Raw genomic sequence first — 22,644 nt, 5'->3', positions numbered from 1 at the left:
AGTGAAGGACGATACGAGCGAGCACGAGCCATCCGGCCCACTCCGTGGAATCAAGGTGCTGGATGCCTCCACTATTTTGGCAGGCCCGCTGACGGCCCAGATTTTGGGCGACTTCGGCGCGGAAGTTATCAAAATCGAACACCCGGACAAGCCGGACGGATTGCGGGGCCACGGACTCGACAAAGATGGTGTCCCGTTGTGGTGGAAGATGGTCAGTCGCAACAAGCAGGCGATGACACTGAACCTGAGCACCCCGGACGGGCAGCAGATCTTTCGGGATCTGGCGGGTGAAGCGGACGTTGTCATCGAGAACTTCCGGCCGGGAACCTTCGAACGCTGGGGTCTGTCCTATGAAAGACTCGCGGCCGGTAATCCCGGCCTGGTCATGTTGCGCGTCACAGGTTTCGGGCAGCACGGCCCCTATGCCGAACGGCCGGCTTTCGGCACTCTGGTCGAATCGATGAGCGGGTTCGCCTACCTCACCGGCCAGCCCGACGGGCCACCCACGCTCCCGGCTTTCGGGCTCGCCGACTCCATCGCCGGGATCGCGGGCTCCTCCGCGGTATCGATGGCGCTGCTCGCCCGCGAACGCAACGGCGGGACCGGGCAAGAAGTCGATCTCGATTTACTCTCCCCGATCATGACAGCGGTCGGACCGGGAGTGATCTATGCCGACCAACTCGGGATCGACCAGGAACGAACCGGCAACAGATCACAGAACAACGCCCCGCGAAACCTCTACCGCACCGAAGACGACCACTGGGTAGCGATCTCGACCAGCGCCCACGCGATCGCCGAACGCGTCATGCATATCGTGGGGCACCCCGAAGTCCTCGACGAGCAATGGTTCGCGACCGGACGCGAACGTGCTCAGCACGCGGATCTGCTGGACACCTATGTCGGCGAATGGATCGCCGAACGCACCCGCGACGAGGTCACCAGCGTTTTCGAAAAAGCCGGCGCCGCGGTCGCGCCTGTATACCGACCGAGCGATCTACTGACCGATCCACAGGTAGTCGAAACCGACATGATCACCACCGTCGAGGACGACGAATTGGGTCCGATGCGCATGCAAAACGTTATGTGGCGCATGGGGCAGTCCCCCGGCTCGATCCGGCACACCGGACGACACGCAGGTGCCGACACCGACAAGATCCTCACCAACCTCGGGCGCAATGCCGAGGATATCGACAATCTGCGGGTGCGCGGGATCATCTGACCCGCCACAGCTTTATCCGAGGAGTTCGCTATGAAATCGCGTTGGCTGACCATCGCCATCATTCTGGGCCTGGTGGTGGTGAATTACATTGATCGCAGCGCCATCTCGTACGCTGCCAGTGATCTGAAACAAGAATTCGGAATCACGCCCGGCCAATATGGCTTCATCAGTTCCGCATTCTCGATCGGCTACATGCTTTTCGCGCTGCTGTCCGGACCGTTGGTCGATCGTTTCGGCTCACGACGTGTCCTCATCGTGGGAATGTTCATCTGGGCCGCGGCTACCGCATTAACCCCGTTCGCCGGGGGATTCCTCGGTCTCATTCTGCTGCGAATCCTCCTCGGATCGGGTGAAGCTCCCTGCTTCCCGGCTGCGACCCGAGTTGCGAGTCGGTGGCTACCCGCACACGAGCGGGGCAAGGCACTCGCACTCATCGGTGGTGTAGCTGTCTCGGGCAGCCTGCTCGTCGGCGGTCCCATCCTCACCCAGCTGATTGCTTTGACCAGCTGGAAGGGCATGTTTTGGGTTCTCGCGGTCTTGGGAATCGTCTGGGTTCTGGTGGCCTTCCCCTATCTGAGAAACTCACCGAAAGAGGCGTCCTTCGTCTCGGACGAAGAGCTGCGATATATCCGAGCAGGGCAGACCGAGGGCGAAGACAGCGGCCATGAGTCGAGCGTCGACTGGGGCGCGATTCTGCGTAACCGCAACCTCTGGCTCGTCGGCTTCGGCTACTTCTCCTGGGGATTCATGTTCTGGGCATTCATGTATTGGCTCCCGCAATACCTGCAACACTCATTCGGTCTGTCCATCAAGGCTGTCGGCGCATTCTCGGTCGCACCCTGGGCGGCCGGTGTCGTCGGAGCACTCGCCGGCGGAGTCATCGTCGACCGCGTCTACAAGCGCACACACAGCATCCGGTCGCGCTTCGTCATCATCGGTGTGGCGCTGCTTCTCGCAGGCGCCTCGATCACTCCGATACTTTTCTTCCCCGGCAATCTCACGGTCGCACTGATCTGTATCTCGGCCGGCGTCGGCTTCGGATTCATCACCGGCGGAATATGGTGGGTGGCCTCGATCGACGCCGCACCTAGCCAGCCCGGCACTGCCGCAGGATTCGCGGATGCGTGTTTCGCGCTCGCCGGGATCATCGCCCCCTCGGTCATGGGATTCATCGTTGCTCGAACGGGCACCTACGACGGTGGATTCATCATCATGGCGGCACTGTGCCTGATCGGTTCGGCAGCGATGCTGCTGTTCGCCAAGGAGCCACCACGTCCGCCGCTGACCAACCGGCCGCAACGACCGGCGACCGAGGACGAAGTCACCGTGACGACATAACAGCTGCGGTACTCGCCTGCACTTCGCGGCCCCCGGCTCCTTGGTTCATGCGGTCGTCGCAACACTCTCGATGCGAGAGGTTGCGGCGACCCTTGCGTTCACCCCTGCAAGTTCGCGCGGTGACATCGTCCGCAAAGGTGACCGGCAAGGAGACCAGCGACCGATGAACGGGCCCGGTCGCCACTGCAGTTCTTCCCGGGGTACCGCCAATTCCATTTCCGGAAGCGCGTCGAGCAGCTGATCAATGGCATCCTGAACGATCAGTACCGCCATCGGGCGAGCCGGGCAGGCGTGCGTGCCCGTGCCGACCGCCAGATGCGACCGATTATCGGTGACATTTCCGGACCGGACGGCCGGACCGTTGTTACAGGCGGCCGTACTAATCAGCACCGGCTGATGCGCGGGCAACCAGACATCGTCGACCAGAATCGGCTGGCGCGGATATCTGATGCAGTAGTTCGCCATCGGCGGATTGTTGAACAGCACCTCATCGAGAGCATCCCGGGTCGAAAAGCTACCGTCGAGAAGTATTCCGCAAGCCCTGCGCGCCACCGAGCCTGGCGCCGAGACCGGAGTTCTGCCAACCCCCGTGTGGCAGCGCGAAGCAGAATAGATTGGCGTAGGCGTCGTTGATGTTGACGGACCCGACCTCGAGCCTGCGCGCGATGGCTTGTCCACGGTCACAGTCTTTCGTCCACACGGTCGCGGACAGCCCGTACTCGCTGTCGTTGGCCAGCCGGATCGCCGCTTCCGCGTCGGCCACCTTCATCACCGGGATCGTCGGTCCGAACGTCTCTTCGCGCATGCATGCCATCGAGTGGTCGACGTCGACGAGAATCGTGGGTTCGAAGAACGCACCGGACCGATGGCGTTGCCGCCGGTCACTATTCGCGCACCGCGCGCGACGGCATCCTGAACGTGGCTGCGGACGATCTCGACCTGCTGCTCGGTGGCCATGGCACCGACATCTGCCGAGTACGAGCCGTCGTCGATTCCCTGTCGGACCGCCACGACCCGTTCGGTCAGCAGCGCGATGAACTGGTCATAGACCGGCGCCTCGACGTACACCCGCTCGACGGAGATGCAGGCCTGGCCGGAGTTGACCAGACCGCCCCACGCGATGCCGTTGGCGGCACGGGCGAGATCGGCGTCGGCGAGGACGATCGCGGCGTCCTTGCCGCCCAGTTCGACACTGCAAGGGATCAACCGTTCGCCTGCTCGCGCAGGCCAATTGTGGCCTCGATACCAGCTACTACGTCCAGGACTGGCATCACCCGGGTGGCCCCCACCGAGACCGTCACCTGCGATTTCACCGACACCGCGATCGCACGCCGACCCCGCGCCCACGCCACCGTCACTCCGATCACCCACGGGTTCGCACGGCCGCTTTGGCCAGAGGCCGCCGCCAGCTGAGCCGACCTCACCCCGATGCAGAAGGGATACCAATTCGCCATGGCCGTCGCCCCAAGAACAGCGTCCTCGAAGCGGTCGACATCGGCGTGCGTCGCCAGCGAGCGAATGCGGAAGCCGCACCGGCGCATGGCTTTTCGGGTCAGCGCGCCAGTGCACGCAGTCAACATCGGCACGTCGACCGGGGCGCGCGCGGAATCAGCGTGCGCGTTGGTCAGCCGTGGGTGCGAATCAGGCCTGGGTGGACCGAGTTCACCCGAATCTTGTGCTGTCGGGCGGCTACGGCAGGCCGGGTCATCGGAGGTCCTCGATTCGGATCGTGGCATTGGCGAAGTATCGATCTTCAAGCGTTTGCTATGAGTATGCTGGGGGTGTGGAGGCTGGCGACCGCCCGACCCGTCCGAGTAGGACCCGACCCAAGCGGAACTAGAAGCCCGCGTATCGGGCCGACCGCAGCGCCTCGACCCGACGGAGGAAGCAGCGATGATCCAGCACAGCGCCCTCCTCGAGCCCGGCCCAGAGGGTCTTCTCGACCTGGGTAAAGTCTCGCCACCTGACATGCGTTATGAGAACACACTGATCATCGCCAACGGGGACTACCCAAACCTGACGCGAGGTTGGAGGAACGATGACGTACCCAACCGGCACGAAACCCGGCCTCGGCCACTTCGGATCATTTAGTCGCGGAGTAACACCAGAGCAGGCGAAGAACATCGAGGCGCTGGGCTACGGCGCCGTTTGGGTCGGCGGTTCCCCGCCGGCAGAGCTGGACTGGGTGGAGCCCCTTCTCGAGCAGACCACGAGACTGCAGGTCGCCACCGGCATCGTCAACATCTGGACCGCGGCCGCCAAGCCGGTCTCCGAGTCCTTCCACCGCATCGAGCACGCCTATCCCAGCCGGTTCCTGCTCGGGATCGGTGTGGGACATCCCGAAGCCCAAGCCGAATACCGCAAGCCCTACGACGCGCTCGTCGACTACCTCGACCAACTCGACGAGCAAGGCGTCCCGGTCAACCGGCGAGTCGTCGCCGCGCTGGGGCCGCGGGTACTGAAGCTGGCCGCCCGCCGCAGCGCCGGCGCCCATCCTTACCTGACGACGCCGGAACACACCGCGCAGGCCCGGAAGCTGATAGGACCGTCGGCACTCCTCGCGCCCGAGCACAAAGTGGTGCTGACCACCGACGCCGAGAAGGCCCGGGCCATCGGCCGCAAGGCGCTCGACATCTACTTCAACCTGACCAACTATGTGAGCAACTGGAAGCGGTTGGGTTTCACCGATGAGGACGTGGCACGTCCCGGCAGCGATCGCCTTATCGATGCCCTCATCGCCTATGGCACCGTCGATGCCATTGCGGCGCGGCTGAACGAACATCTCGACGCCGGCGCGGACCACGTCGCGATCCAGGTCCTCACCGGGCCCGACCATCTGGTCCCCGCACTGGCCGAGCTGGCCGGTCCGTTGGGGCTGGCGCCGAAGGGCTGAGCATCCCGCTCGGTTGGGGTTTGACCATTCGGTTGCTGGTCACCGGCGGCGCGGGTCGTCGGGCGCACTCCCACCCGCGGGAACGCCGCCGCCGTGGCGAAATTGGTGTTCACCGGGACCAGAACCTGCTTGCCCGGCGCACATCGCCGATCCAACGTCAGCCGAGGAAGAGCTTCATCCCGTCATGCGTCGCCTTGAACCCGAGCCGTTCATAGAAGCGGTGCGCATCGGTACGAGCCTTGTTGGGACAGTTGTATTTCGTTGTGCTGCAAGTTGTTTCATTCTCGTTGTTGTTTGGGCGGTGTTGAATGATGTTGTGGCTGAGGCAGTTTCGTCGCGCGTGTGGGTTTGGACGAGGTGTTCGGTCGGGTGGAGCCGCGCCGGTCGGCGCGGGCGTATCTGACGGGTAGCTCGGGCCGGTGGAGCGCAAGAACTCGTGGCAGCTGGCCGACGCCGCGGGGGTGGTGAAGCCGGACGGGTTGCAGCATTTCCTGAACCGGGTGGCGGGTGCGGGCATCATCGAGCACCAACCGCACTGGGCGACTGGGTCGAAAACCAACGACGACTCACCGACACCGAGACTCGAATGATCAACGTGCTCAACGACCTTCGACTCACTGACCTGGTCACCTCCAGCACCGGACTCTCCGCGGTCGGGGCTGCGGCGATCCTGGCCGAAACCGGCGACCCCTCCCGCTTCGCCACAGCCCGCGCCGTGGTCGAACACGCAGGGCTGGCACCACGAGAGAAACTCTCGGGCGCGTTCACCGGCCGCACCAAACTCACCGGCCAAGGCCGACCCGCCCTGCGCCTAGCCGCGTGGCGGGCAGTGTGGGGCGCGCCAAACGCGCCAACCCCGTTTATGCCGCCCGTTACCAGCACCTGACCGGGCGCGAAACCAACAAACTCACCCCTACCCAAGCCCAAGCCGCGATCGCCGCGACGATCTTGCGCCACCTGCATGCCGTCGTCACCACCGGTCAACGCTGGGATCCACAGACCGCAACTCACGGCACACGACCCCTAATCCCGGTGGCCTCCTGAACCTTTCGGCGACCATCGAGTGGTCGGTCGGGGCGAGCCCCACGCGGCATAGAGACACACCGTGATCTCGCCGGAAATCATGGGCGGCCCCGCCCGTCGTCACCTCAACCCGATTGCACGCTGCTGGGATCAACCCCATCACTGCTATGCAGGGAAGACGACGGGCGAGGCACCGACCGAACCGCTTGACACAAAACCACTTACGCTGATGAGCGGACGTTGGACTTCCATCGAGTCCCGCAACAGCCCGGCGCGTGGAACCGGCTTGTCCGCCGGAGTAGCCGTCGCTACTAGACGACGGTCCCGGGCGGCCCCGGCCATGTATGTCGGTGGCTCGTGGCAGTGGCAGCCGCTGTGACTGCTTCAGCTGATGACGACGCCTGGTTTCATGATCATGGACTGTGTTTCCCGACCTTGATCGCGGTCAACGAACCGGGGGCATCGTGAACACCACGACCGGTGGCCTCGAGTGGCTGTACGACACGGATCTGCCGCTGGTCAACCTCACCTTCGCGCGTCAGATCAACGCCCAGGAGCTATTGGAGCGGATGGGCGTCGACCAAAACACGGTGGCGGTGCGCGGGCCGGATGACTTCCCCTACGCAGGCTATTTCGCAGCGAATGAGCCGCCGCGGCCAGCGGCGATCTACTGGTTCGCTGGGCCCCGGGCCGTGGTCAGAGCAGGAGATGGAAGACGTCGAAGGCGATGTTCCATTCGGCGGTCCCGGGGTTCTTACGGTCCGGTTCGATCGTGACGAATGTGTGCGCCAGCGCCACGCTCAAGCCCCCGGCAATCAGCGGCAGTCGCTGCTCGGTCGCCTCGGAGAGGGCCACGTCCAACGGCGGCCGGGCCGTCAGTTGATCGAGCACAGACTGTAGTTCGATCTCCTGGTCCAGTTTCTCGAACCGGTGGATGCTCTCCTGCAGTCCCTTGGTGATCGGCAGGTCCCACGGTTCGATCACGTCCCTCAGGTTTGCCTTTGCCGAGGCCTTGCCGATGAGGATCAGATCGTAGATCTTGTCGTCGATGAAATCCGTATAGCGCTTGAGGTCGTTCCGGTCGACTCGCAGGCCGGCCGCTGCCCGGAAGAATTGCTGGAATTTCACGGTACCCATCACTGGCATGTCGTCAGCTCCTGTCGAAGTATTCATGGATTTGGCGAACCGCCATCGCTCCCTCACCGACAGCGGATGCGACCCGTTTCACGGACCCGTTGCGGACGTCGCCCGCAGCGAACAGGCCGGGCAGGCCGGTTTCGAGCGGCCTCGACGGCCGGTCGCCGATCCGCCGGTTGCCGTCCTCACGGGCGTGGACCGCGTCCACGCCCGTGAGGACGAAGCCGTGGTCGTCGAGTGCAATCGTGTCGGCCAGCCACCCGGTGTGCGGCACCGCCCCGATGAAGACGAACAGGGCGTGTACCCGGAGGGTGTCCTGTTCGCCCGTGTGATTGTTCTCGACCACAATCTCGTCGAGGTACTTCTCACCGTGGACCTCGCGAATCTCGGTCTTCCGGTGGACGGTCACGCGCGGATGGCCCTCGATCTGGTCGACGAGGTACCGGGACATACTCTTTGCGAGGTCACCGCCGCGGATGAGCAGGTGAACGTGGGAAACACGGTCCGCGAGAAATACGGTGGCCTGTCCGGCGGAGTTGCCACCGCCGACGATGGCCACAGGGTCGGTGCCGCACATCCGCGCTTCCTGATGGGTTGCGGCGTAATACACGCTCGTCCCCTCCAGTACCTCGATCCCTGGAACCGCCAACTTGCGGTATCGCGCCCCGGTGGCGAGCACGACGGCCCGGCCGCGAACCGTGCCGCCGTCTGCCAGCCGGAGCACGTGGTGCCCGTCCTCGAACCCCAAACCGGTCACCTCCGCCGACACCAGGATGCGGGCGCCGAACTTCCCGGCCTGGATCACGGCCCGCTCCGCCAATTCGGCGCCGGAGATCCCTGCCGGGAAGCCCAGGTAGTTCTCGATCCGGGAGGAGGTACTGGCCTGGCCACCTGCGGCGAACGACTCCAGTGTCACCGTGTTCAACCCGTCCGAGGCGCCGTACACGGACGCGGCCAGACCGGCCGGTCCCGCTCCCACCACGACGAGGTCGCACACGTTCTGGGCCGCGTCCCGGACCGAGTTCGGGACCGGAAGCCCGACGATGCGGGCGAGTTCCGCATTCGTCGGATTGCGCAGCACCTTCTCGCCGTGCCAGATCACGACGGGAGTGTCCTCGGGGGCGACGTTCAGGCTGCGCAGCAGCTGCTCCGCCCGTTCGTCCTGCTCCACATCGATCCATCTGTGGGGCAATCGGTTTCGCATGGCGAACTGCCGAAGCCGCAACGTATCGGGTGAATAGCAGGAGCCGATGATCCGGAACCCCGAACCAAGCCCGATCAACAGGTGCCGCCGCACCAGGTAGGCGCGCAGGATCAGATCGCTGAGCACGGGATCTTGGGAAACCAGCTCGCGCACCCGCTCGGCCGGGACGACGAGCATCTCGCCGCCCTCGATCGCCTCGGCGGTGAAGAACGCGACCTGGCCTTCCAGCAACCCGAGCTCGCCCAGGAATCGGCCGGGACCGTGCACGCGCAGTATCCGGCGTTCGCCATCGCCGTCGCCCTCGTCGATGATCGCGACCTTGCCCGAGAGGATGACGAAGAAGTCGTTGCTGGGTTCGCCCTCTCGGATCAGCACCTCGCCGGTGCGAACCGATCGACGCGTGCCACCGACCTCGAGCGTCGCGACCTGGTCGCCCGTCAGCCGCGGGAATGCTCCCAGCTCATCCGGAGTCTCGTCGTCGACCGGCGGAATGTCGCGGATGGGAGCGGCGTCCTCAGACGAAGTTCTGGTCGACATAACACCAGCGCCAATCTTCACCTGGCTCCATCGACTGGACGATCGGATGGCCGATGGCGTGAGCGTGCGCGCTCGCGTGCTTGCCCGGCGAGGAGTCGCAGCAACCAACGTGTCCGCACGTCAGGCACAGCCTCAGATGTACCCACGGGGTGCCGAGGCGAAGACATTCCTCGCAGCCCTGCAGAGTCCGGGGTACGACGGGCCGGATCGCGGTCACGTGTGGGTCCACATGCACAGAAGTCATGACTTCGTCTCCTTGCCTGCATTTTCCGAGAGCGCCTGATCGAGCCATGTGCGCAGTTGTGGTACCGGAGCGGCGCCCGCCTGACGAGCCAGAACCTCGCCCCGGTCCATCACCAGCAGAGTCGGTACGGCGCGGACGGTGAACCGTTCGGCCGTCGTGGGCGCAGCATCCACGTCGATCTTCACCAGCTTGATCTGACCCGCGCGTTCCCTGGCGAGCTGCTCGAGCGCCGGACTGACCATGCGGCACGGGCCGCACCACGTCGCCCAGAGGTCGACGAGCACTGGCACCGAGGATTTCTCGGCGACCTCCGCGAAGTCGTCGTCCCCTGCCGAGGCGATCCAGGGCAGCGGTTCGTGGCAGTTCCCGCAGCGCGGTTTTCCTTCCCCGGCCGCCGCTACCTTGTTGACCTTGCCGCAGTTCGGGCATTTCACCTTTTCGGATCCCATGACGGCACCTCTCCTCAGGCCGCCGCGACGGCGGGTTCCGCATACACGGCGGCGAACTCGCCGCCGTCCACCGTGACACGGATGGTGCTACCCGGTTCGATCTCGCCGCGCAACAGCGCACGACCTATATTGGTTTTCGACCTCGTGGGCGATGTACTGTCGCAGCGGCCGCGCTGGGTCTGCGTTTCAGATTCTACCCCTGCTGTCACCGAGTATCAGTCGACCTGCTGCTAGCGGGGCAGGTCGACTGAAATCGTTGGAAACGCACCTTAACGAGTTCACACAAGAGATGTTCTAAAGGCCCTCGCATTAGACATAATAATGCCACTTGCCAGCGGGGCTTATGTGCCGGATTGGGGATTATGCCCTATTCTCTAGCGGTGCAATCCCATACAGTCCGAGCAGTCGCCGGGTTCAGTTGAGAAGTGGACCGCATCGGGATCATGCCAGTGATCACAGAATGGGCATGCCTTGAGCTGTACGCCCGCGCCGTCGGCGGATTCCCAATCGTTGAAAGTCACACCCCTCTTTTCGGGCAGTAAGTAGACTTCACAAATTCCAGAACCGAACATCATGGCTTCATCGTTGAAAGTTTCATAAAACGTGAGCACCAAGCCATTAGCTTTGACGTGTTCATGCACCTGCGTATGCCACGGATCTTGGTCCATTACGATCGGGATCGGGGATCGGGGATCGGGGATCGGGGATCGGGGATCGGTAGAGCCATACTCGACGGCAGTTCTTGATGAAGTTTCTGGGTCGCCGTGCTGCACTTGGGCGATCACGTCGATGACTTGCGTCGGCGAGGCGGCGCCTTTCGGAGTGCGCCCCATTGTTGGGCGCATTTCGCCGCTGACCACGTCCTCGCGGGCTGCCTTCGGCGACGCTGGTGTTTCTGTGGAGCTAAGGGGATTCGAACCCCTTACAGCATCCCATCAACGGCCAGGTCAGCGAAGTGACCGCTGCGCAACGCCGCCGCTCAACCGCCGTTTCACGACGTGCCACTACATTTCGCGACAGAAGATACCATTCTGCTGATGACACTGTCATCACGCGGTCAGCGCATGGATCGGGATGCCGGGTGATGACGGCGTCATCACCCCAGAGCCCGGTCCAACGTACTCAAGATTTTGCGGCTAGCAACCGTCCCCGTGCGTCCGACCTCGCCCTGCACAGACCCGTTCGGAGCGACGCCGCCGGCCGCTTCCAAGAGTGGCTGCCAGATCGCAATGCATGACTGCCTCCTGCATCGCTAGGTACGGGATTCGGTCGGTTGAATCGTCATATGCGCAGGTTAGGGCTTGATGTGTGGTCGAGGGAAAGACCGGGACGGGATAGGCTCAGAACGGATCGTTATCAATCGACAAGGAGGGCACGTGGCGCCGGATACGGTGAGCCTGCGGTACTTCCTGGTGCTGGCGCAGGAGTTGAACTTCACCCGCGCGGCCGCACGGATCGGTATCGCGCAGCCCGCACTCAGTGCCCGGATGCGCCGATTGGAGGCGGAACTCGGTACGAGCCTGCTGGTTCGTAACACGCGTAGCGTCGTATTGACCACGGCCGGTGCGGCTTTGGCGGAGTCCGCGCCGCCCGCGCTGGCGGCGCTGGACCGGGCATGGGACACCGCCCGGGATGCGGGGGCCGGTGAACTGGGCACGCTGCGCATCGGATACAGCCTCAGCGCGGGGGCCGAGACGGCACCGGCCCTGGTGGACAGGCTCATTCGCAGCAGCCCGGGACTCGAGGTCGGCGCGGTCCCGATGGCGACACCGGAGATCTCCCCCGCGGTCGCCGACGGCCGCATCGATGCGGGGATCACCCGCGGTGAACAGCCGGGTCGTGGCGTGCGCCGGTTTCTGCTGCGGCGTGTGCGCGTCGGGGTCCAATTGGCGCAGCATCATCCGCTGGCCGAACACCCGGAGATCGAGATCGCCGATGCGGCCGCGTATCCGCTGCGACTCCCCGACCGTACGGCCAACCCCGTGATCCACGATCAGCTGTCCGCGCTGTTCCGCGACACCCGGCCGAACCCCCGATTCCGCACGCCCGCAGTCTCTTTCGACATGTCTCAGCGCGACCTGCGCGACGGGGTCACCCTCGCTCCGGCCGGAGAAGCCGCGGTCACGGCAGCACCGGCCGGTCTCACCTGGCGACCGCTGCGGGGCGCGCCCAGCCTGACGATCCACCTGGTCCTCCCACGCGAGCAGTCGCCACTACACCGCCGCATCCGTGCCGTCGCCAAAACCCTGGCGCACGAGCTGCACTGGCTGCCGGATTGACGCGCAAGAGGTCAAGCGAGACGGACGTCTGCGGTGGCGAGGCCGAAGACCTTGCGCCCGGCGGAGTTCGCGGTGATGACGACGACGGCGATCTTGCTGAATGGCCGACACGACCTCGCCGGCCGGCCGCGGTCCGATCTGCTCGGCTCGACCCGTAAGCGGCGCGCAGATAGCCGGCTAGTCGGAGATGATCAGCACCTTTTGGCGGCGGAACACGTGGACCGCTGACCTTCTGATGCCTTCAGCTCTGCAATGATCCTGTGTAACAACCTGTTCCGAGGCGCGAATATGCATTCATGAGTCGTACGACAACGCGATCGATCAGCGTCGCAACGATGGCACTCGGTGCCGCACTGCTGCTTGCCGGATGTGGTCCCGCCTCGAACGACAGCACGTCCGCGCCGAGCACCCCGAACAACACGGTCACCTCGGCCAATGCAGTCACCGCGACCACAGCGGCGCCGACATCGGTTCCAGCCCCGGCGACGACCGTCGCGTCCGAGTCCACGACGGCGGCGCCGGGCACCGACACGGATCGGCCCGTCGGCAGCTGGAACCCTTGTGACACTACCGATTCCGCGCTCGCGAATGCGGGCTTGAACGTCGCCAGCGAGCAACCGATCTCGAATCCCGGTTTCCCCACCGAGAAGTCCTGCAAATGGAAGACCGCCGACAACGCGCTCGAGTTCTACGTCACGGCCTACGGCATGCCGGTAGGTGAGCTGCGCCAGACCGGTAAGTACGTCGACTTCAGTTCGGTCACGGTGGCCGGCCGTAAATCTCAGCAATTCCGTGCGGCGCAAGACACTCACAAGCTCGGGTGCTACATCGCGGTACCAGCGTCTTTCGGTGGTGACATTTTGCTCTTGGCGTCACGAATCTGGAACCCTCAGGGCGGCACCGACGGATTCAACTCCTGCGACGATGCCCAGCGCATCGCCAACTCCCTGCTCAACCACATACCCTGACGCACTAACGCTCGGGTGCAATGGTCCTGCCAGTTCTGCTGCGTGAACCCACGGATCAAAGGGCCGATTCGACCGCTCATCGGCATGTGCGTACGTACGTTCGTTCGGAGCGCTATCCACTGGGCGAGTCCGAACATATCTTTGCGAGTCTTAGGTTTTATGACGGAGATTCAAGAATGAATTCCCAGATCACCACCTGCAGGGACGTCACTGCGGCTACCGCCCAGCCCGGAGCTGTTCGCCCGCCTGTTCAATGCCGACCCTGAAACGATCCTGGTGGTCAATCATACGGAGATTGGACACCCCCGTGCCGGGCATCGCTCTATATTCTGGCGCGCTCAGGTCTGACGGGGAGCCGATTCCCTGTCGCGTCGGCCCCCCGACCGAGACTGTCCGCGGCGGTAACTATCGGGTTGGCTCCTGGTCAACCCCCGTCGATGCCCAGGGATCGACAGGCACAATGCCCTGCGCATGTCCATTGACGTCCAGAACACGGCCCCAAGTCTTGAGGGGGCGCAAGATGAGTTGTTGGTCAACTACTGTCACACGAGGCAAGTCGTTGCGAATTTGGTCGAGAATGTCACACAAATTGCGAACATGATGCACCTGAGACATAACCATCAGATTTGCGGTGCCGACGGTCGACAAACAGATTCGAGTTGCCGACCACCTTCCTATCGTTGCGCCGACATCTGCGAGTTTATGGTGTGGAACCTCTAACCACAGTACGAACTCAGCTGGCCAGCCACCTTCTGTCCGCGCGAAATCGGTACGAAAATTGAGCATTCCGCGCTTTGTCAAGGTTTCGAGTTGGCGCCGAATCAAATGCTCGGAACTATCCAATTCGCGTGCAAGGTCTCGGTACCGTGCACGGCCATCTTTTTGCAACGCGAGGAAGAGTCGGCGGTCAGACTCGTCGAAAACTCCCATACGCATCGCCGGTCGTGGTCTGGTGTCTGGCTCGTCGGTGACCGAGCGTTTCTGATCGGTATCGATAGCGCCCAGGCGCCAGTGGACGCCGCTATGCCATTCGAGGCCTATATGCGATGTGGCAGAGGCGATTCGAGGCACCTGGGGAAGTCGTTCGAGCAGAAGTATGCCAAGAGCCCGCATGTCGCTGGCAATGACAAGTGCGGTGAGGTCACAACGTCCATCGGTTGCGTAGACGCTGACGACTTCGGGGATGACAGACAACCCGCGTGCCACGTCGAGGGTGTGTCCAGGCTGGGCGCGGACTTCGTAGACTGCGCCGACCAATGCGAGGTAGGGGCCGGGAACCGAGGACACCCACGCGCGTCCGGTTTCTACCAGACGCTGCCACCGCCGACCGGCGGTCGCAGGGGAGATCCCCAGGATCAGCCCCAATTTCTCGAAGCTAATCCGCGGGTTGGCATGCAACGCATCCAGCAGCATGACGTCGACTTCGTCGACGCCGCGTTGCGTCGGTCGGTTCACGGTCACCGGGCTCCATCGTGATTCGGGGGCGGTCGGACCTGCGTCGCAGCAGCTTTGCCGCCGCGACGCCGATTACGCGCATCGTCCAAGCGGGAAGCGCATGTTTACGGTTCGAGCCAAGCGATTTGTCGAACTTCCTTTCAGCTCACAGGGAGGTTGAAGTTCTGACTCAGACTATCGGGAAGACCCAACGTGTATGTGCCGCTGGAGTCGTCTGTTGGAAAGCTTCGCCGCGCGCATTCGGGCGGCTGGGCGTGATCAACGGCAAAACGCCGCCAACTATCGCGCGGCATGACAGTGCCTCAAACCCGTCCGGTTGAAAGCGGGCCGTCTAGCGGCGGTCGCATGGTGGCGACCACATCTGCCACAGCACGGGACGAGACAGCACCCCACTGTGCCCTCCGATACATCATCGGCCGCCATCCGTGACGATTTCTTGCATCAGGCGCGAACGGCATCGGCACTTCATTCCGGAGCAGTGCCGGTGGTCGAATTTTCCCGCAATTCTCCGGACCCCGAGATTGCAGGGCGTTCACTGAGGTCATGAGCGAATCGACTACTTCTGGGGTCACAGTGCCACTGGCGCAGTGGGTTGAGCAGCTGACGCTCGATGCCATCCCCGAACGCGTCCGTACCCGAGCCAAATACCTGCTCCTGGACGGAACAGCCGCGGGACTCGTTGGGGCGGCGCTGCCATGGTCGAGGGTCGCGACGAGGTCTGTTCTCGACCTCGAAGGAACCGGTGACTTCATTGTGATCGGCACCGGCTCGACCACCAGCGGCCCAGCCTCGGTGCTGATCAACAGCACGTTCGTCCAAGGCTTCGAGCTCGACGACTTCCATCCATTGGCGCCGCTGCACAGCAATTCTCTGATCCTGCCGGTGCTTCTGGCGACCGCACATCACCTCGGTGGCGCTTCCGGCGCGCAGGCTTTGGCTGCCGCGGTAGCAGGGTTCGAGGTCGGCCCTCGCGTAGGCCTGGCACTGCACGGATCGCAGATGCTCTCCCGCGGCTGGCACAGCGGCCCGGTTTTCGGCACCCACACAGCAGCCATGGTCGCTGGAAAATTGCGAGAACTGAGTGCGGGGCAGTTGGAGGACGCACTCGGCATGGCCGGCACCCAGTCCGGCGGCCTGATGGCCGCGCAGTACGAAGCGATGTCCAAACGCATGCAACACGGCTTCGCCGCCCGCAACGGCTACTACGCCGCGGGCTTGGCTGCAGGAGGGTACACCGGAATCAAACAGGTCTTCGACCGGACCTATGGCGGGTATCTGTCGGTGTTCGGCGAGGGCCATGACCCGGATCCTTCGCAGGTGATCGCCGGTCTCGGTGAGGGCTGGCACACCGAGTTCATCATGGTCAAGTCCTATGCCGCCCAGGGCGGGCTGCATTGCACCATCCAGGCCGCGCTCGAACTGCGTAGCGAACACAGCATCGACCCGACCGCGATCTCGCATGTCGAAATCAGGGTCGGCCATACCGTCTACCACCATGGTTGGTGGGAACCGGAGCGGCCACTGACCAGTATCGGCGCGCAGATGAATCTCGGCTACGCCGCTGCGGTGGCGCTACTCGATGGCCAAGTCCTGCCCAGACAGTTCACCGAGGCGCGTCTCGATGCCGATGACGTGTGGGACCTCATCGCCAAGGTCGAAGTCGAACTCGACGAGAAAATCCAGAACGGTCCCCTGCAGGAGCGTTTCGCCACCGAGCTGATCATTACCCTTGTCGACGGGACCGTGCTGGAAAAGCGGATTGTGCAACCGCACGGTGGCCCCGACGACCCCGTCACCAACGACGACATCGTCGCCAAATACCGCTCGCTGGTCGGCCCATTGATCGAAGCCTCCCGCTTGGACGCCATCGAGCAGGCAGTGCTGGGCATGGACCAGATGGACGACATCCGGGAACTGGCCGAGTTGCTCGCCGCACCTGTCGAGGGCGCCCTGGACGAAGGGGAGCACAACCGATGACAGTGCACGGAGCCCGCCGGAATCTGCGCGCGGCAATCACCAGCGGCGAAGTGGTCGTCGCCCCAGGAGTCTTCGACGGCTTGTCGGCGTCGCTGGTCCGCAAACTCGAATTCAGCGCCGCGTATATGACAGGAGCCGGTGTCGCAGCCTCAGGTTTCGGTGTCCCCGACATCGGGCTGCTGACCCAGACCGAAATGGTCGAGCGAGCCCGGATGTTGGTGGGGGTACTCGATGGCATCCCGCTCATCGCCGACGCCGACACCGGATACGGCGCCCCGCTCAACGTCATCCGGACCGTGGAGCAATACGAAGCCGCAGGAGTCGCGGCGATCCAATTGGAGGACCAAGCATTTCCCAAGAAATGCGGGCACCTGCCGGATAAGGAACTCATCGACACCGACGAGTTCGCTGTCAAACTGACCGCCGCCCTCGAGGCCCGCACCGACCCGGATCTGGTTATTATCGCCCGCACCGACGCCCGCGGCCCCCTGGGCCTCGACGCCGCGATCGCGCGCGCGAACGCCTACGCCGCCGTCGGGGCAGATGTCATTTTCGTCGAAGCACCGCAGGGCAGCGAGGAGATCGAAAGGATCGCCCGCGAGGTCAAAGCGCCGCTGTTGATCAATCTGGTCATCGGCGGTTTGACGCCGCTGGAATCCACCGCGCGGCTGCAAGAACTCGGCTACGCCATCGCCATCCAGCCTTCACTGCCGTTGGGCGCGGCCGCCTACGCCATGCTGACCAGCCTCGCTGATCTCGCCGGGCGCGATCCCGCCCCCTTGCTGCCCTCCAAGCCCGCCGAGTTCTTCAACCTCGTGGGCTTGGCCGAATGGTCCGCGCTCGGTGAGCGCTACAGCACGAAGGAGTCCGAAACCCCATGGGCATGACGATGATCGAGAACCTGCTCGCCCGCAATGCCGGCGTCAAGCAGCTCAAACCCGGTGACATCGTCACCGTGGATGTCGACATGTGCGTCATGATCGACCTGCAGTTCGCCACACTGTGGATCCCGCCGAGCCGAATCCATGACCCCGACAAGGTCGCGGTCATCATGGACCACGCCGTTCCCGCCCCCTCGCTCAAAGACGCCGAGGGCGGGCCGAAGGCACGAAAGTTCGTCGCCGACTTCGGTATCGAGAAGTTCTTCGATGTCGGTCGCCATGGGATCTGCCACCAGGTGATCGCCGAGAACGGACTAGCACGCCCAGGAGAAGTGCTGGCCTGCACCGACTCTCACACTTGCGCCGGTGGCGCCTACAACACCGCGGCCCGCGGATTGGGCCCGGCAGAGCTGTATTCGATCCTGTGCACCGGCTCCACCTGGTATCAGATCGCTCCGACCGTGCGCTACGAACTCACCGGCACATTGGCGCCGGAAATTTCGGGCAAGGATGTCTTCCTCTACATCGCCAACACCTACGGTGACGCCACCAACCAGAACCTCGAATTCGGCGGGCCTGGCTTGGCTTCGGTGCCCTTGAACGATCGACGCACCATCGCCACCCAAGCCGCGGAAATCTCGGCTGACTTCGCCACCTTCGGCGTCGACGAAACCCTCGCCCAATTCCTTACCGAACGCGGAGTGCACGACTACGAACCCGCTGATGCCGACCTCGACGCCGAGTACTTCGACACCCGTACGGTCAACCTCACCGGGTTGGAGCCCTACGTCGCGCGCCCGGGAACCGTCAGCCGCAACGGAGTGCCGGTCTCTCAGATCGAACAGCGCAAAATCGATCAAGCCTTCATCGGCTCCTGCGCGAACGGTCAACTCGAAGACCTCCGCATCGCCGCCGACATCCTGCGCGGCAAGTCCGTCGCCCAAGGAGTGCGGCTGTTGATCACCCCCGCCTCACAACAGGTCTACCGCGACGCGATGCGACTGGGTTACCTCCAGGACCTCGCCGACGCCGGTGCGGTGGTGACGAATTCGACCTGCGGTGCCTGCTTCGGCTACCACATGGGCGTCATCGGTCCTGGGGAAGTGTGCCTGACCTCGAGCACTCGCAACTTCACCGGACGTATGGGCAGCACCGAGGCCGAGATCTACATGGCCTCACCCGCCACCGTCGCCGCCTCCGCCATCACCGGCTACATCACCGACCCCCGGAGCGTGACCGCATGAGCACCACCACGATCACGGGGCGGGTCTGGGTCTTCGGCGACTCCGTCGACACCGATGCCATGTATCCCGCCTTCGCCATGAAACTTGACATCCCCGAAGCCGCCAAGCATGTCTTCTATCAAATCCGGCCCGGGTGGACCGATTTGGTCGAGCCAGGCGACATCGTCATCGCCGGACGCAACTTCGGCGTCGGATCCTCGCGTCCGGTCGCTGCACTGTTCCGCCACCTCGGTGTCGCCGCACTGGTTGCTGAGGACTTCAACTCGCTATTTTTTCGCAACGCTGTCAACGCAGGGCTGCCGGCTCTGACCGTTCCCGGAGTCACCGCGTTGTACAGCGACGGAGACCACGGCAGCTTCGACATCGCCACCGGCGTCTACTCCAACGTAACCACCGGCACCACAGGAACAACAGCGCCCCTGCCTCCGCTTCTCCTCGAAATCCTGGCCAGTGGAGGCGTTCTCGCCCGACTTGCCGAGCAGGGCTACCTGCCGATCCAATCGCTCGAGATCCTGCGGTCGGGTGCGATCCCCGTCGACAGCGGATCAGGAGCATGACCAGCTCAGCCACGGGTGAGGGCAGTATCGACCACACCGCTGCCCTGGCGGCCTTTGCCGCGGAGCACGACATCGACGACCTTCCGATCGAGGTCGGCACCCGTTTGGCACAGTGCCTGGCAGACCGTTGAACGCGAGCTGATACCGATGGCACGGGAACTCGGCCTCGGTGTAACTCCCTGGTCCCCCTTGGCGAGCGGCGTGCTGACCGGCAAATACACCCGTGCCGATCTCGTCGATGCCACGGCAACCGGGGGATCACGCAAGAGCATCGCGGTGGCCAATGACTCGCTGACCGAGCGTGGACTGGCGATCGCCGAGGTCGTCGGTCGGGTCGCCGACGAACTCGGGCACACACCCGCGCAGGTCGCACTGGCGTGGACGCTGTGCAACAACGCCGTCGCGGCCCCCATCATCGGAGCCCGCACCACCCGGCAACTCGACGACAACCTCGGCGCATTGGGTGTGACTTTCGATGACCACCACCTCGATCGGTTGCACCAGGCCTCCGCGGTGGAACTCGGTTTCCCCCACGATTTCCTCGCTCGGCCGCTGGCCCGCAGCACCGTATTCGGTGACCTGCGCATCCAGGCCGACACACCCACATGAGCCGCAGATAGCCAGGCGCACAAACAATTCTGGCGGCTACGCCCAGAACAGGAAGGACGGTGCTCGCCGATGCCGAACATCGCCGACGTACTGACGGACCGAATGCTGTCTCGTCTCAGGGGGCGAAACGCCCGGTTGTGGTGGCGGGACATGAAGGCCCACCACAAGATCTTTAGCGACACTTTGAGCGCATTGGAGCTCCAACCGGCGGACAACCCGCTCGAAATCGGCTGCGGTGCAGGCACCTTCGTACGGTGGGCGCTCGAGTCCGGCTGTCGTGCGACCGCCGTCGACCACAGCGCGGATATGGTCGCGCTGACCGCCCGGAACAATGCCGTCGCGGTGCGCGACGGTCGCCTCAAGGTGGTTGAGGCAACAGCTGAGGCACTACCCCTGCCCGATGAGCAATTCACCTGCGCGGCAATGGCAAACGTCTTCTTCTTCCTCGACGCCCCACGCGCGCTCACCGAACTGCGGCGTGTACTCGCACCGGGCGCGCGGATCGTCGTGCACACCGTCGCCCCGAATCCACCCGCATCGGTCGCCCCGCCGCCCGTGGCCCGACGCATGCGCCTGTACTCCGACGACGACCTACGCGCACTGTTCCAGAACGCGGGATTCACCGAGTCCAACATTGCGCGGCTCGGCGCGACATTCCAACTCGTCACGGCCAGCCGCTGAGGAGACGTCCTTCGGCTCGCCGTTGTGTGTCCCCCATTCACCACTACTACCGGATTCGCGCGCCTGGCCTGAACCGAATCGAGGCATTCTGGGTCGTCAAGGCTGTTACGTCGAAATCTGCTGTGCCCCGATCGCGGCAGCGACGTAGCCGTCGCGAGCGTTCCTGGTGCAGGCCCGGGCCGATGTGGCGCTGGGCGGGTCGCCGAACTCAGTGTTCGTCGTAGTGGCCGTCGTGCACATAGATGACGCCTTGGCGGACCACGGACGCGATCGTGGACAGGCTGCGCAAATATTGGAATGTTCCCGCAGACCCTGTTCGGGGTTGATCGGCGAGCGTAACCAGGTTGCTGAAGCCACGGGTGTTAAAGGCGGCGCAACACGCTTGGCGAGACAGCCCCTCAGCCGCATCGGCTATCTAGAGTCGTCGAATGACTTGGAATCGTAAGGGGCGTAACCGCATATCACTCGGCATCGCACGTGGTAACAGATCGAAGACCCCCATCGTGGTCACCTCCGCGGCCGTCCTGTCCGCAGCCCTTGGCCTTTTGGCCAGCACCGCGGGCCAGGCGCTGGCGGCCCCCGCCGCCGCACTCCCCACAACCGTGCGGCACCAGGCCGCCAAAGCCGAGCAGTGTCAAATCTGGCGGCGTAATTACGAGTCTTCGAACAACGCCGGTCAATGGCTCAAGGACAACGTGTGCTGGAACGACGACTCGCAGACCGTACGCATAACGTCCACCGCTGGAGGTGACAACCAGTCGGAGCCCAACAGCACATGCACGCTCAGCACGTCACAAACGTCCTGCATAACCAGTACCTGGGTCAATTCACGTTTCGTCGCGGACTTCAGCTCCAAACAGGTCACTGAAACCAGCCGAGCGTGCAACCACGGCGACTGCGTGCCCGAACAGCACATCTACAACTTCCAGTAGCCCGGCCCAATCAACAGCTCACGACGAAAGGGGCAGCGGTCTCGAACTGCTGCCGGGTCGCCGTAGTATCGGCGAAAAATGCGACATATATGCTGGTCAAGTCGCATTTTCGCTACTCGATCTCAGCATATGGCACACGCAGCAGCGAGGCCGCAACCACGGCTGCCACCCCGTCATTCGCGGCAAGACCTCAAATCGCCCGAAATTCGGCGAGTTCTACGGGAACCCCTGATAGCCAAACCGCTTAGCGCGACTTTTCGCTGCCTGACCTCTGTGAGAGACCGCCCGGCGGCTTTCCACCGGGCTGTCGAGCTGCGGAGGTTTCCGGTTGACGGGCACGGATCCAGAACTGTCAGCCGATGCGTGCGGTCTGTTTTCCCTTGCGTGACAGCTGATTTCATGTCAGTGCTCCAGCTGGGCAATCAGGAAGAACCCGAGGTGCACGCGAAGTACCTCGCCCTGCAGTTCGACGGCCAGAAGTTCAAGGTCGATCAGCCGAAGGAGTATGAGAAGTACATGGACACCACAACGGTGCGGGTATTCGAACTGCTCGACGAATCCTGAAGCTACATCCCGACTCCTGAAAGTTCGCCCACAGGATCGGGATCGGCGACGCACTGCGGACGCCGTGGTAGTACGGAGACCGGTAGCGCCCCGGCCGTGCGCGTCCGGCGCTCACGCTCGCCCACCCTCGCTCATGTAGCTGTCCCCGAGAACGCCACCGCACAGGTCATACCCCATAACCGAAGTATGGCGCGAAGGGCCGACATGATCGGCCGGTTAGAGGGTGTTCAACCGCCGATAAAGGAATGTTTTCGACAGCGAACTGCTCGAGAGTGGACCCCCGATTACCCCGCTGGGTGTTCTGGACCGATCAGCTCACAGGTGGGTTGCCGGGTCCGCGGGCGTCGAGGGCGTGCTGGAGGTCGAGGTTGATGCGGTGGGCTTCAGCGAGCTGGTCCTCGAGGATGACGATCCGGCAGGCCGCCTCGAGGGCGTTCCCGGCGTCGACGAGCT

General features: G+C 63.8%; 23 protein-coding genes and 2 pseudogenes. 16 read left to right on the top strand and 9 right to left on the bottom strand.

From position 1 onward, the window contains the following. The first annotated feature begins 1 nt into the window (after position 1). A complete protein-coding gene (locus ACLMAJ_RS22210) occupies positions 2-1,219 on the top strand; it encodes a CaiB/BaiF CoA transferase family protein (protein WP_412015716.1) in 1,218 nt (405 codons plus the stop codon). A 30-nt stretch (positions 1,220-1,249) separates the two neighbouring features. Continuing rightward, the gene (locus ACLMAJ_RS22205; RefSeq protein WP_412015715.1) at positions 1,250-2,557 is read left to right on the top strand and encodes an MFS transporter; all 1,308 of its coding nucleotides are present in this window, start codon (positions 1,250-1,252) and stop codon (positions 2,555-2,557) included. 133 nt (positions 2,558-2,690) lie between these two features. Here ACLMAJ_RS22205 and ACLMAJ_RS22200 read toward each other — a convergent pair. The 3 genes and pseudogenes from ACLMAJ_RS22200 to ACLMAJ_RS22190 all read right to left on the bottom strand — a co-directional run. After that, positions 2,691-3,100 (bottom strand): annotated as a pseudogene (locus ACLMAJ_RS22200) (cytochrome P450 family protein); the annotation flags it as partial. After that, a pseudogene (locus tag ACLMAJ_RS22195) lies at positions 3,075-3,778 on the bottom strand (aldehyde dehydrogenase family protein); the annotation flags it as partial. The pseudogenes ACLMAJ_RS22200 and ACLMAJ_RS22195, both read right to left, overlap by 26 nt. Next, positions 3,760-4,293: a hypothetical protein gene (locus ACLMAJ_RS22190; protein ID WP_412015963.1), complete on the bottom strand. Its 534-nt coding sequence runs from the start codon at positions 4,291-4,293 to the stop codon at positions 3,760-3,762. The pseudogene ACLMAJ_RS22195 and the gene ACLMAJ_RS22190, both read right to left, overlap by 19 nt. 302 nt (positions 4,294-4,595) lie before the next feature. Between ACLMAJ_RS22190 and ACLMAJ_RS22185 the strand changes: the two genes are divergently transcribed. The 3 genes from ACLMAJ_RS22185 (at position 4,596) to ACLMAJ_RS22175 (ending at position 6,336) form a co-directional block, all read left to right on the top strand. Continuing rightward, entirely contained in the window at positions 4,596-5,450 is an 855-nt protein-coding gene (locus ACLMAJ_RS22185; RefSeq protein WP_412015714.1) for an LLM class F420-dependent oxidoreductase, read from the top strand. A 419-nt stretch (positions 5,451-5,869) separates the two neighbouring features. Continuing rightward, entirely contained in the window at positions 5,870-6,040 is a 171-nt protein-coding gene (locus ACLMAJ_RS22180) for a hypothetical protein (RefSeq protein ID WP_412015713.1), read from the top strand. Next, positions 6,037-6,336, top strand: a complete 300-nt coding sequence (locus ACLMAJ_RS22175) for a transposase (protein ID WP_412015712.1) — start codon at positions 6,037-6,039, stop codon at positions 6,334-6,336. Before ACLMAJ_RS22180 ends, ACLMAJ_RS22175 begins: the two co-directional genes overlap by 4 nt. 833 nt (positions 6,337-7,169) lie before the next feature. Here the strand turns inward: ACLMAJ_RS22175 and ACLMAJ_RS22170 are convergent. The 5 genes from ACLMAJ_RS22170 to ACLMAJ_RS22150 form a co-directional block, all read right to left on the bottom strand. Then, positions 7,170-7,610: a DUF1931 family protein gene (locus tag ACLMAJ_RS22170; RefSeq protein ID WP_412015950.1), complete on the bottom strand. Its 441-nt coding sequence runs from the start codon at positions 7,608-7,610 to the stop codon at positions 7,170-7,172. A 13-nt stretch (positions 7,611-7,623) separates the two neighbouring features. After that, positions 7,624-9,351, bottom strand: coding sequence for an FAD-dependent oxidoreductase (locus tag ACLMAJ_RS22165; RefSeq protein ID WP_412015711.1), 1,728 nt, complete (start codon positions 9,349-9,351; stop codon positions 7,624-7,626). Continuing rightward, positions 9,329-9,595 (bottom strand): UBP-type zinc finger domain-containing protein, encoded by a 267-nt coding sequence (locus ACLMAJ_RS22160; protein WP_412015710.1) that lies wholly within the window; start codon positions 9,593-9,595, stop codon positions 9,329-9,331. Before ACLMAJ_RS22160 ends, ACLMAJ_RS22165 begins: the two co-directional genes overlap by 23 nt. After that, a complete protein-coding gene (trxA, locus tag ACLMAJ_RS22155; protein WP_412015709.1) occupies positions 9,592-10,044 on the bottom strand; it encodes a thioredoxin in 453 nt (150 codons plus the stop codon). Before trxA ends, ACLMAJ_RS22160 begins: the two co-directional genes overlap by 4 nt. Positions 10,045-10,418: 374 nt before the next feature. Next, positions 10,419-10,904 carry a hypothetical protein gene (locus tag ACLMAJ_RS22150; protein WP_412015708.1) on the bottom strand — a complete coding sequence of 162 codons (486 nt, stop codon included), beginning with the start codon at positions 10,902-10,904 and terminating at the stop codon, positions 10,419-10,421. A 516-nt stretch (positions 10,905-11,420) separates the two neighbouring features. On the opposite strand from ACLMAJ_RS22150, the gene ACLMAJ_RS22145 reads away from it, so the two are divergent. After that, on the top strand, positions 11,421-12,323 hold the full coding sequence (locus ACLMAJ_RS22145) for a LysR family transcriptional regulator (RefSeq protein ID WP_412015707.1): 903 nt from the start codon (positions 11,421-11,423) through the stop codon (positions 12,321-12,323). A 296-nt stretch (positions 12,324-12,619) separates the two neighbouring features. Next, positions 12,620-13,291 carry a DUF3558 domain-containing protein gene (locus ACLMAJ_RS22140; RefSeq protein ID WP_412015706.1) on the top strand — a complete coding sequence of 224 codons (672 nt, stop codon included), beginning with the start codon at positions 12,620-12,622 and terminating at the stop codon, positions 13,289-13,291. Between the two features lie 405 nt (positions 13,292-13,696). Here ACLMAJ_RS22140 and ACLMAJ_RS22135 read toward each other — a convergent pair whose 3' ends face one another. After that, entirely contained in the window at positions 13,697-14,752 is a 1,056-nt protein-coding gene (locus ACLMAJ_RS22135) for an Lrp/AsnC family transcriptional regulator (protein WP_412015705.1), read from the bottom strand. Between the two features lie 537 nt (positions 14,753-15,289). Here ACLMAJ_RS22135 and ACLMAJ_RS22130 point away from each other — a divergent pair. The 9 genes from ACLMAJ_RS22130 (at position 15,290) to ACLMAJ_RS22090 (ending at position 22,191) form a co-directional block, all read left to right on the top strand. Further along, a complete protein-coding gene (locus ACLMAJ_RS22130) occupies positions 15,290-16,723 on the top strand; it encodes an MmgE/PrpD family protein (protein ID WP_412015704.1) in 1,434 nt (477 codons plus the stop codon). Beyond that, positions 16,720-17,610, top strand: a complete 891-nt coding sequence (locus tag ACLMAJ_RS22125) for an isocitrate lyase/PEP mutase family protein (RefSeq protein WP_412015703.1) — start codon at positions 16,720-16,722, stop codon at positions 17,608-17,610. Before ACLMAJ_RS22130 ends, ACLMAJ_RS22125 begins: the two co-directional genes overlap by 4 nt. Continuing rightward, complete coding sequence (locus ACLMAJ_RS22120) at positions 17,601-18,848, top strand: 3-isopropylmalate dehydratase large subunit (protein WP_412015702.1); 1,248 nt, start codon at positions 17,601-17,603, stop codon at positions 18,846-18,848. The genes ACLMAJ_RS22125 and ACLMAJ_RS22120 overlap by 10 nt, the downstream gene beginning before the upstream one ends. An 11-nt stretch (positions 18,849-18,859) precedes the next feature. Then, positions 18,860-19,405 carry a LeuD/DmdB family oxidoreductase small subunit gene (locus ACLMAJ_RS22115; RefSeq protein WP_412015949.1) on the top strand — a complete coding sequence of 182 codons (546 nt, stop codon included), beginning with the start codon at positions 18,860-18,862 and terminating at the stop codon, positions 19,403-19,405. Next, positions 19,402-19,536: a hypothetical protein gene (locus ACLMAJ_RS22110; protein ID WP_412015701.1), complete on the top strand. Its 135-nt coding sequence runs from the start codon at positions 19,402-19,404 to the stop codon at positions 19,534-19,536. The genes ACLMAJ_RS22115 and ACLMAJ_RS22110 overlap by 4 nt, the downstream gene beginning before the upstream one ends. A gap of 16 nt (positions 19,537-19,552) precedes the next feature. Further along, complete coding sequence (locus ACLMAJ_RS22105; protein ID WP_412015700.1) at positions 19,553-20,014, top strand: aldo/keto reductase; 462 nt, start codon at positions 19,553-19,555, stop codon at positions 20,012-20,014. A 150-nt stretch (positions 20,015-20,164) separates the two neighbouring features. After that, positions 20,165-20,695 carry a class I SAM-dependent methyltransferase gene (locus tag ACLMAJ_RS22100; protein WP_412015699.1) on the top strand — a complete coding sequence of 177 codons (531 nt, stop codon included), beginning with the start codon at positions 20,165-20,167 and terminating at the stop codon, positions 20,693-20,695. 428 nt (positions 20,696-21,123) lie between these two features. After that, on the top strand, positions 21,124-21,627 hold the full coding sequence (locus ACLMAJ_RS22095) for a hypothetical protein (RefSeq protein WP_412015697.1): 504 nt from the start codon (positions 21,124-21,126) through the stop codon (positions 21,625-21,627). Between the two features lie 399 nt (positions 21,628-22,026). Beyond that, the gene (locus ACLMAJ_RS22090) at positions 22,027-22,191 is read left to right on the top strand and encodes a hypothetical protein (RefSeq protein WP_412015696.1); all 165 of its coding nucleotides are present in this window, start codon (positions 22,027-22,029) and stop codon (positions 22,189-22,191) included. The last annotated feature ends 453 nt before the right edge of the window (positions 22,192-22,644 follow it).

Source organism: Nocardia arseniciresistens (genome assembly GCF_046764875.1).
Lineage (GTDB): Bacteria > Actinomycetota > Actinomycetes > Mycobacteriales > Mycobacteriaceae > Nocardia > Nocardia arseniciresistens.
This window is presented reverse-complemented; position numbering and strand designations above follow the sequence as displayed.

What these genes read in the sequence shown, in the direction of transcription:
- ACLMAJ_RS22205 (WP_412015715.1), top strand. Translation starts at nt 1,250, where the DNA reads ATGAAATCGCGTTGGCTGACCATCGCCATCATTCTGGGCCTGGTGGTG.
- ACLMAJ_RS22190 (WP_412015963.1), bottom strand. Translation starts at nt 4,293, where the DNA reads ATGCCACGATCCGAATCGAGGACCTCCGATGACCCGGCCTGCCGTAGC.
- ACLMAJ_RS22185 (WP_412015714.1), top strand. Translation starts at nt 4,596, where the DNA reads ATGACGTACCCAACCGGCACGAAACCCGGCCTCGGCCACTTCGGATCA.
- ACLMAJ_RS22175 (WP_412015712.1), top strand. Translation starts at nt 6,037, where the DNA reads ATGATCAACGTGCTCAACGACCTTCGACTCACTGACCTGGTCACCTCC.
- ACLMAJ_RS22170 (WP_412015950.1), bottom strand. Translation starts at nt 7,610, where the DNA reads ATGGGTACCGTGAAATTCCAGCAATTCTTCCGGGCAGCGGCCGGCCTG.
- ACLMAJ_RS22165 (WP_412015711.1), bottom strand. Translation starts at nt 9,351, where the DNA reads ATGTCGACCAGAACTTCGTCTGAGGACGCCGCTCCCATCCGCGACATT.
- ACLMAJ_RS22160 (WP_412015710.1), bottom strand. Translation starts at nt 9,595, where the DNA reads ATGACTTCTGTGCATGTGGACCCACACGTGACCGCGATCCGGCCCGTC.
- trxA (WP_412015709.1), bottom strand. Translation starts at nt 10,044, where the DNA reads ATGGGATCCGAAAAGGTGAAATGCCCGAACTGCGGCAAGGTCAACAAG.
- ACLMAJ_RS22140 (WP_412015706.1), top strand. Translation starts at nt 12,620, where the DNA reads ATGAGTCGTACGACAACGCGATCGATCAGCGTCGCAACGATGGCACTC.
- ACLMAJ_RS22130 (WP_412015704.1), top strand. Translation starts at nt 15,290, where the DNA reads ATGAGCGAATCGACTACTTCTGGGGTCACAGTGCCACTGGCGCAGTGG.
- ACLMAJ_RS22125 (WP_412015703.1), top strand. Translation starts at nt 16,720, where the DNA reads ATGACAGTGCACGGAGCCCGCCGGAATCTGCGCGCGGCAATCACCAGC.
- ACLMAJ_RS22120 (WP_412015702.1), top strand. Translation starts at nt 17,601, where the DNA reads ATGGGCATGACGATGATCGAGAACCTGCTCGCCCGCAATGCCGGCGTC.
- ACLMAJ_RS22110 (WP_412015701.1), top strand. Translation starts at nt 19,402, where the DNA reads ATGACCAGCTCAGCCACGGGTGAGGGCAGTATCGACCACACCGCTGCC.
- ACLMAJ_RS22105 (WP_412015700.1), top strand. Translation starts at nt 19,553, where the DNA reads ATGGCACGGGAACTCGGCCTCGGTGTAACTCCCTGGTCCCCCTTGGCG.
- ACLMAJ_RS22100 (WP_412015699.1), top strand. Translation starts at nt 20,165, where the DNA reads ATGAAGGCCCACCACAAGATCTTTAGCGACACTTTGAGCGCATTGGAG.
- ACLMAJ_RS22095 (WP_412015697.1), top strand. Translation starts at nt 21,124, where the DNA reads ATGACTTGGAATCGTAAGGGGCGTAACCGCATATCACTCGGCATCGCA.
- ACLMAJ_RS22090 (WP_412015696.1), top strand. Translation starts at nt 22,027, where the DNA reads ATGTCAGTGCTCCAGCTGGGCAATCAGGAAGAACCCGAGGTGCACGCG.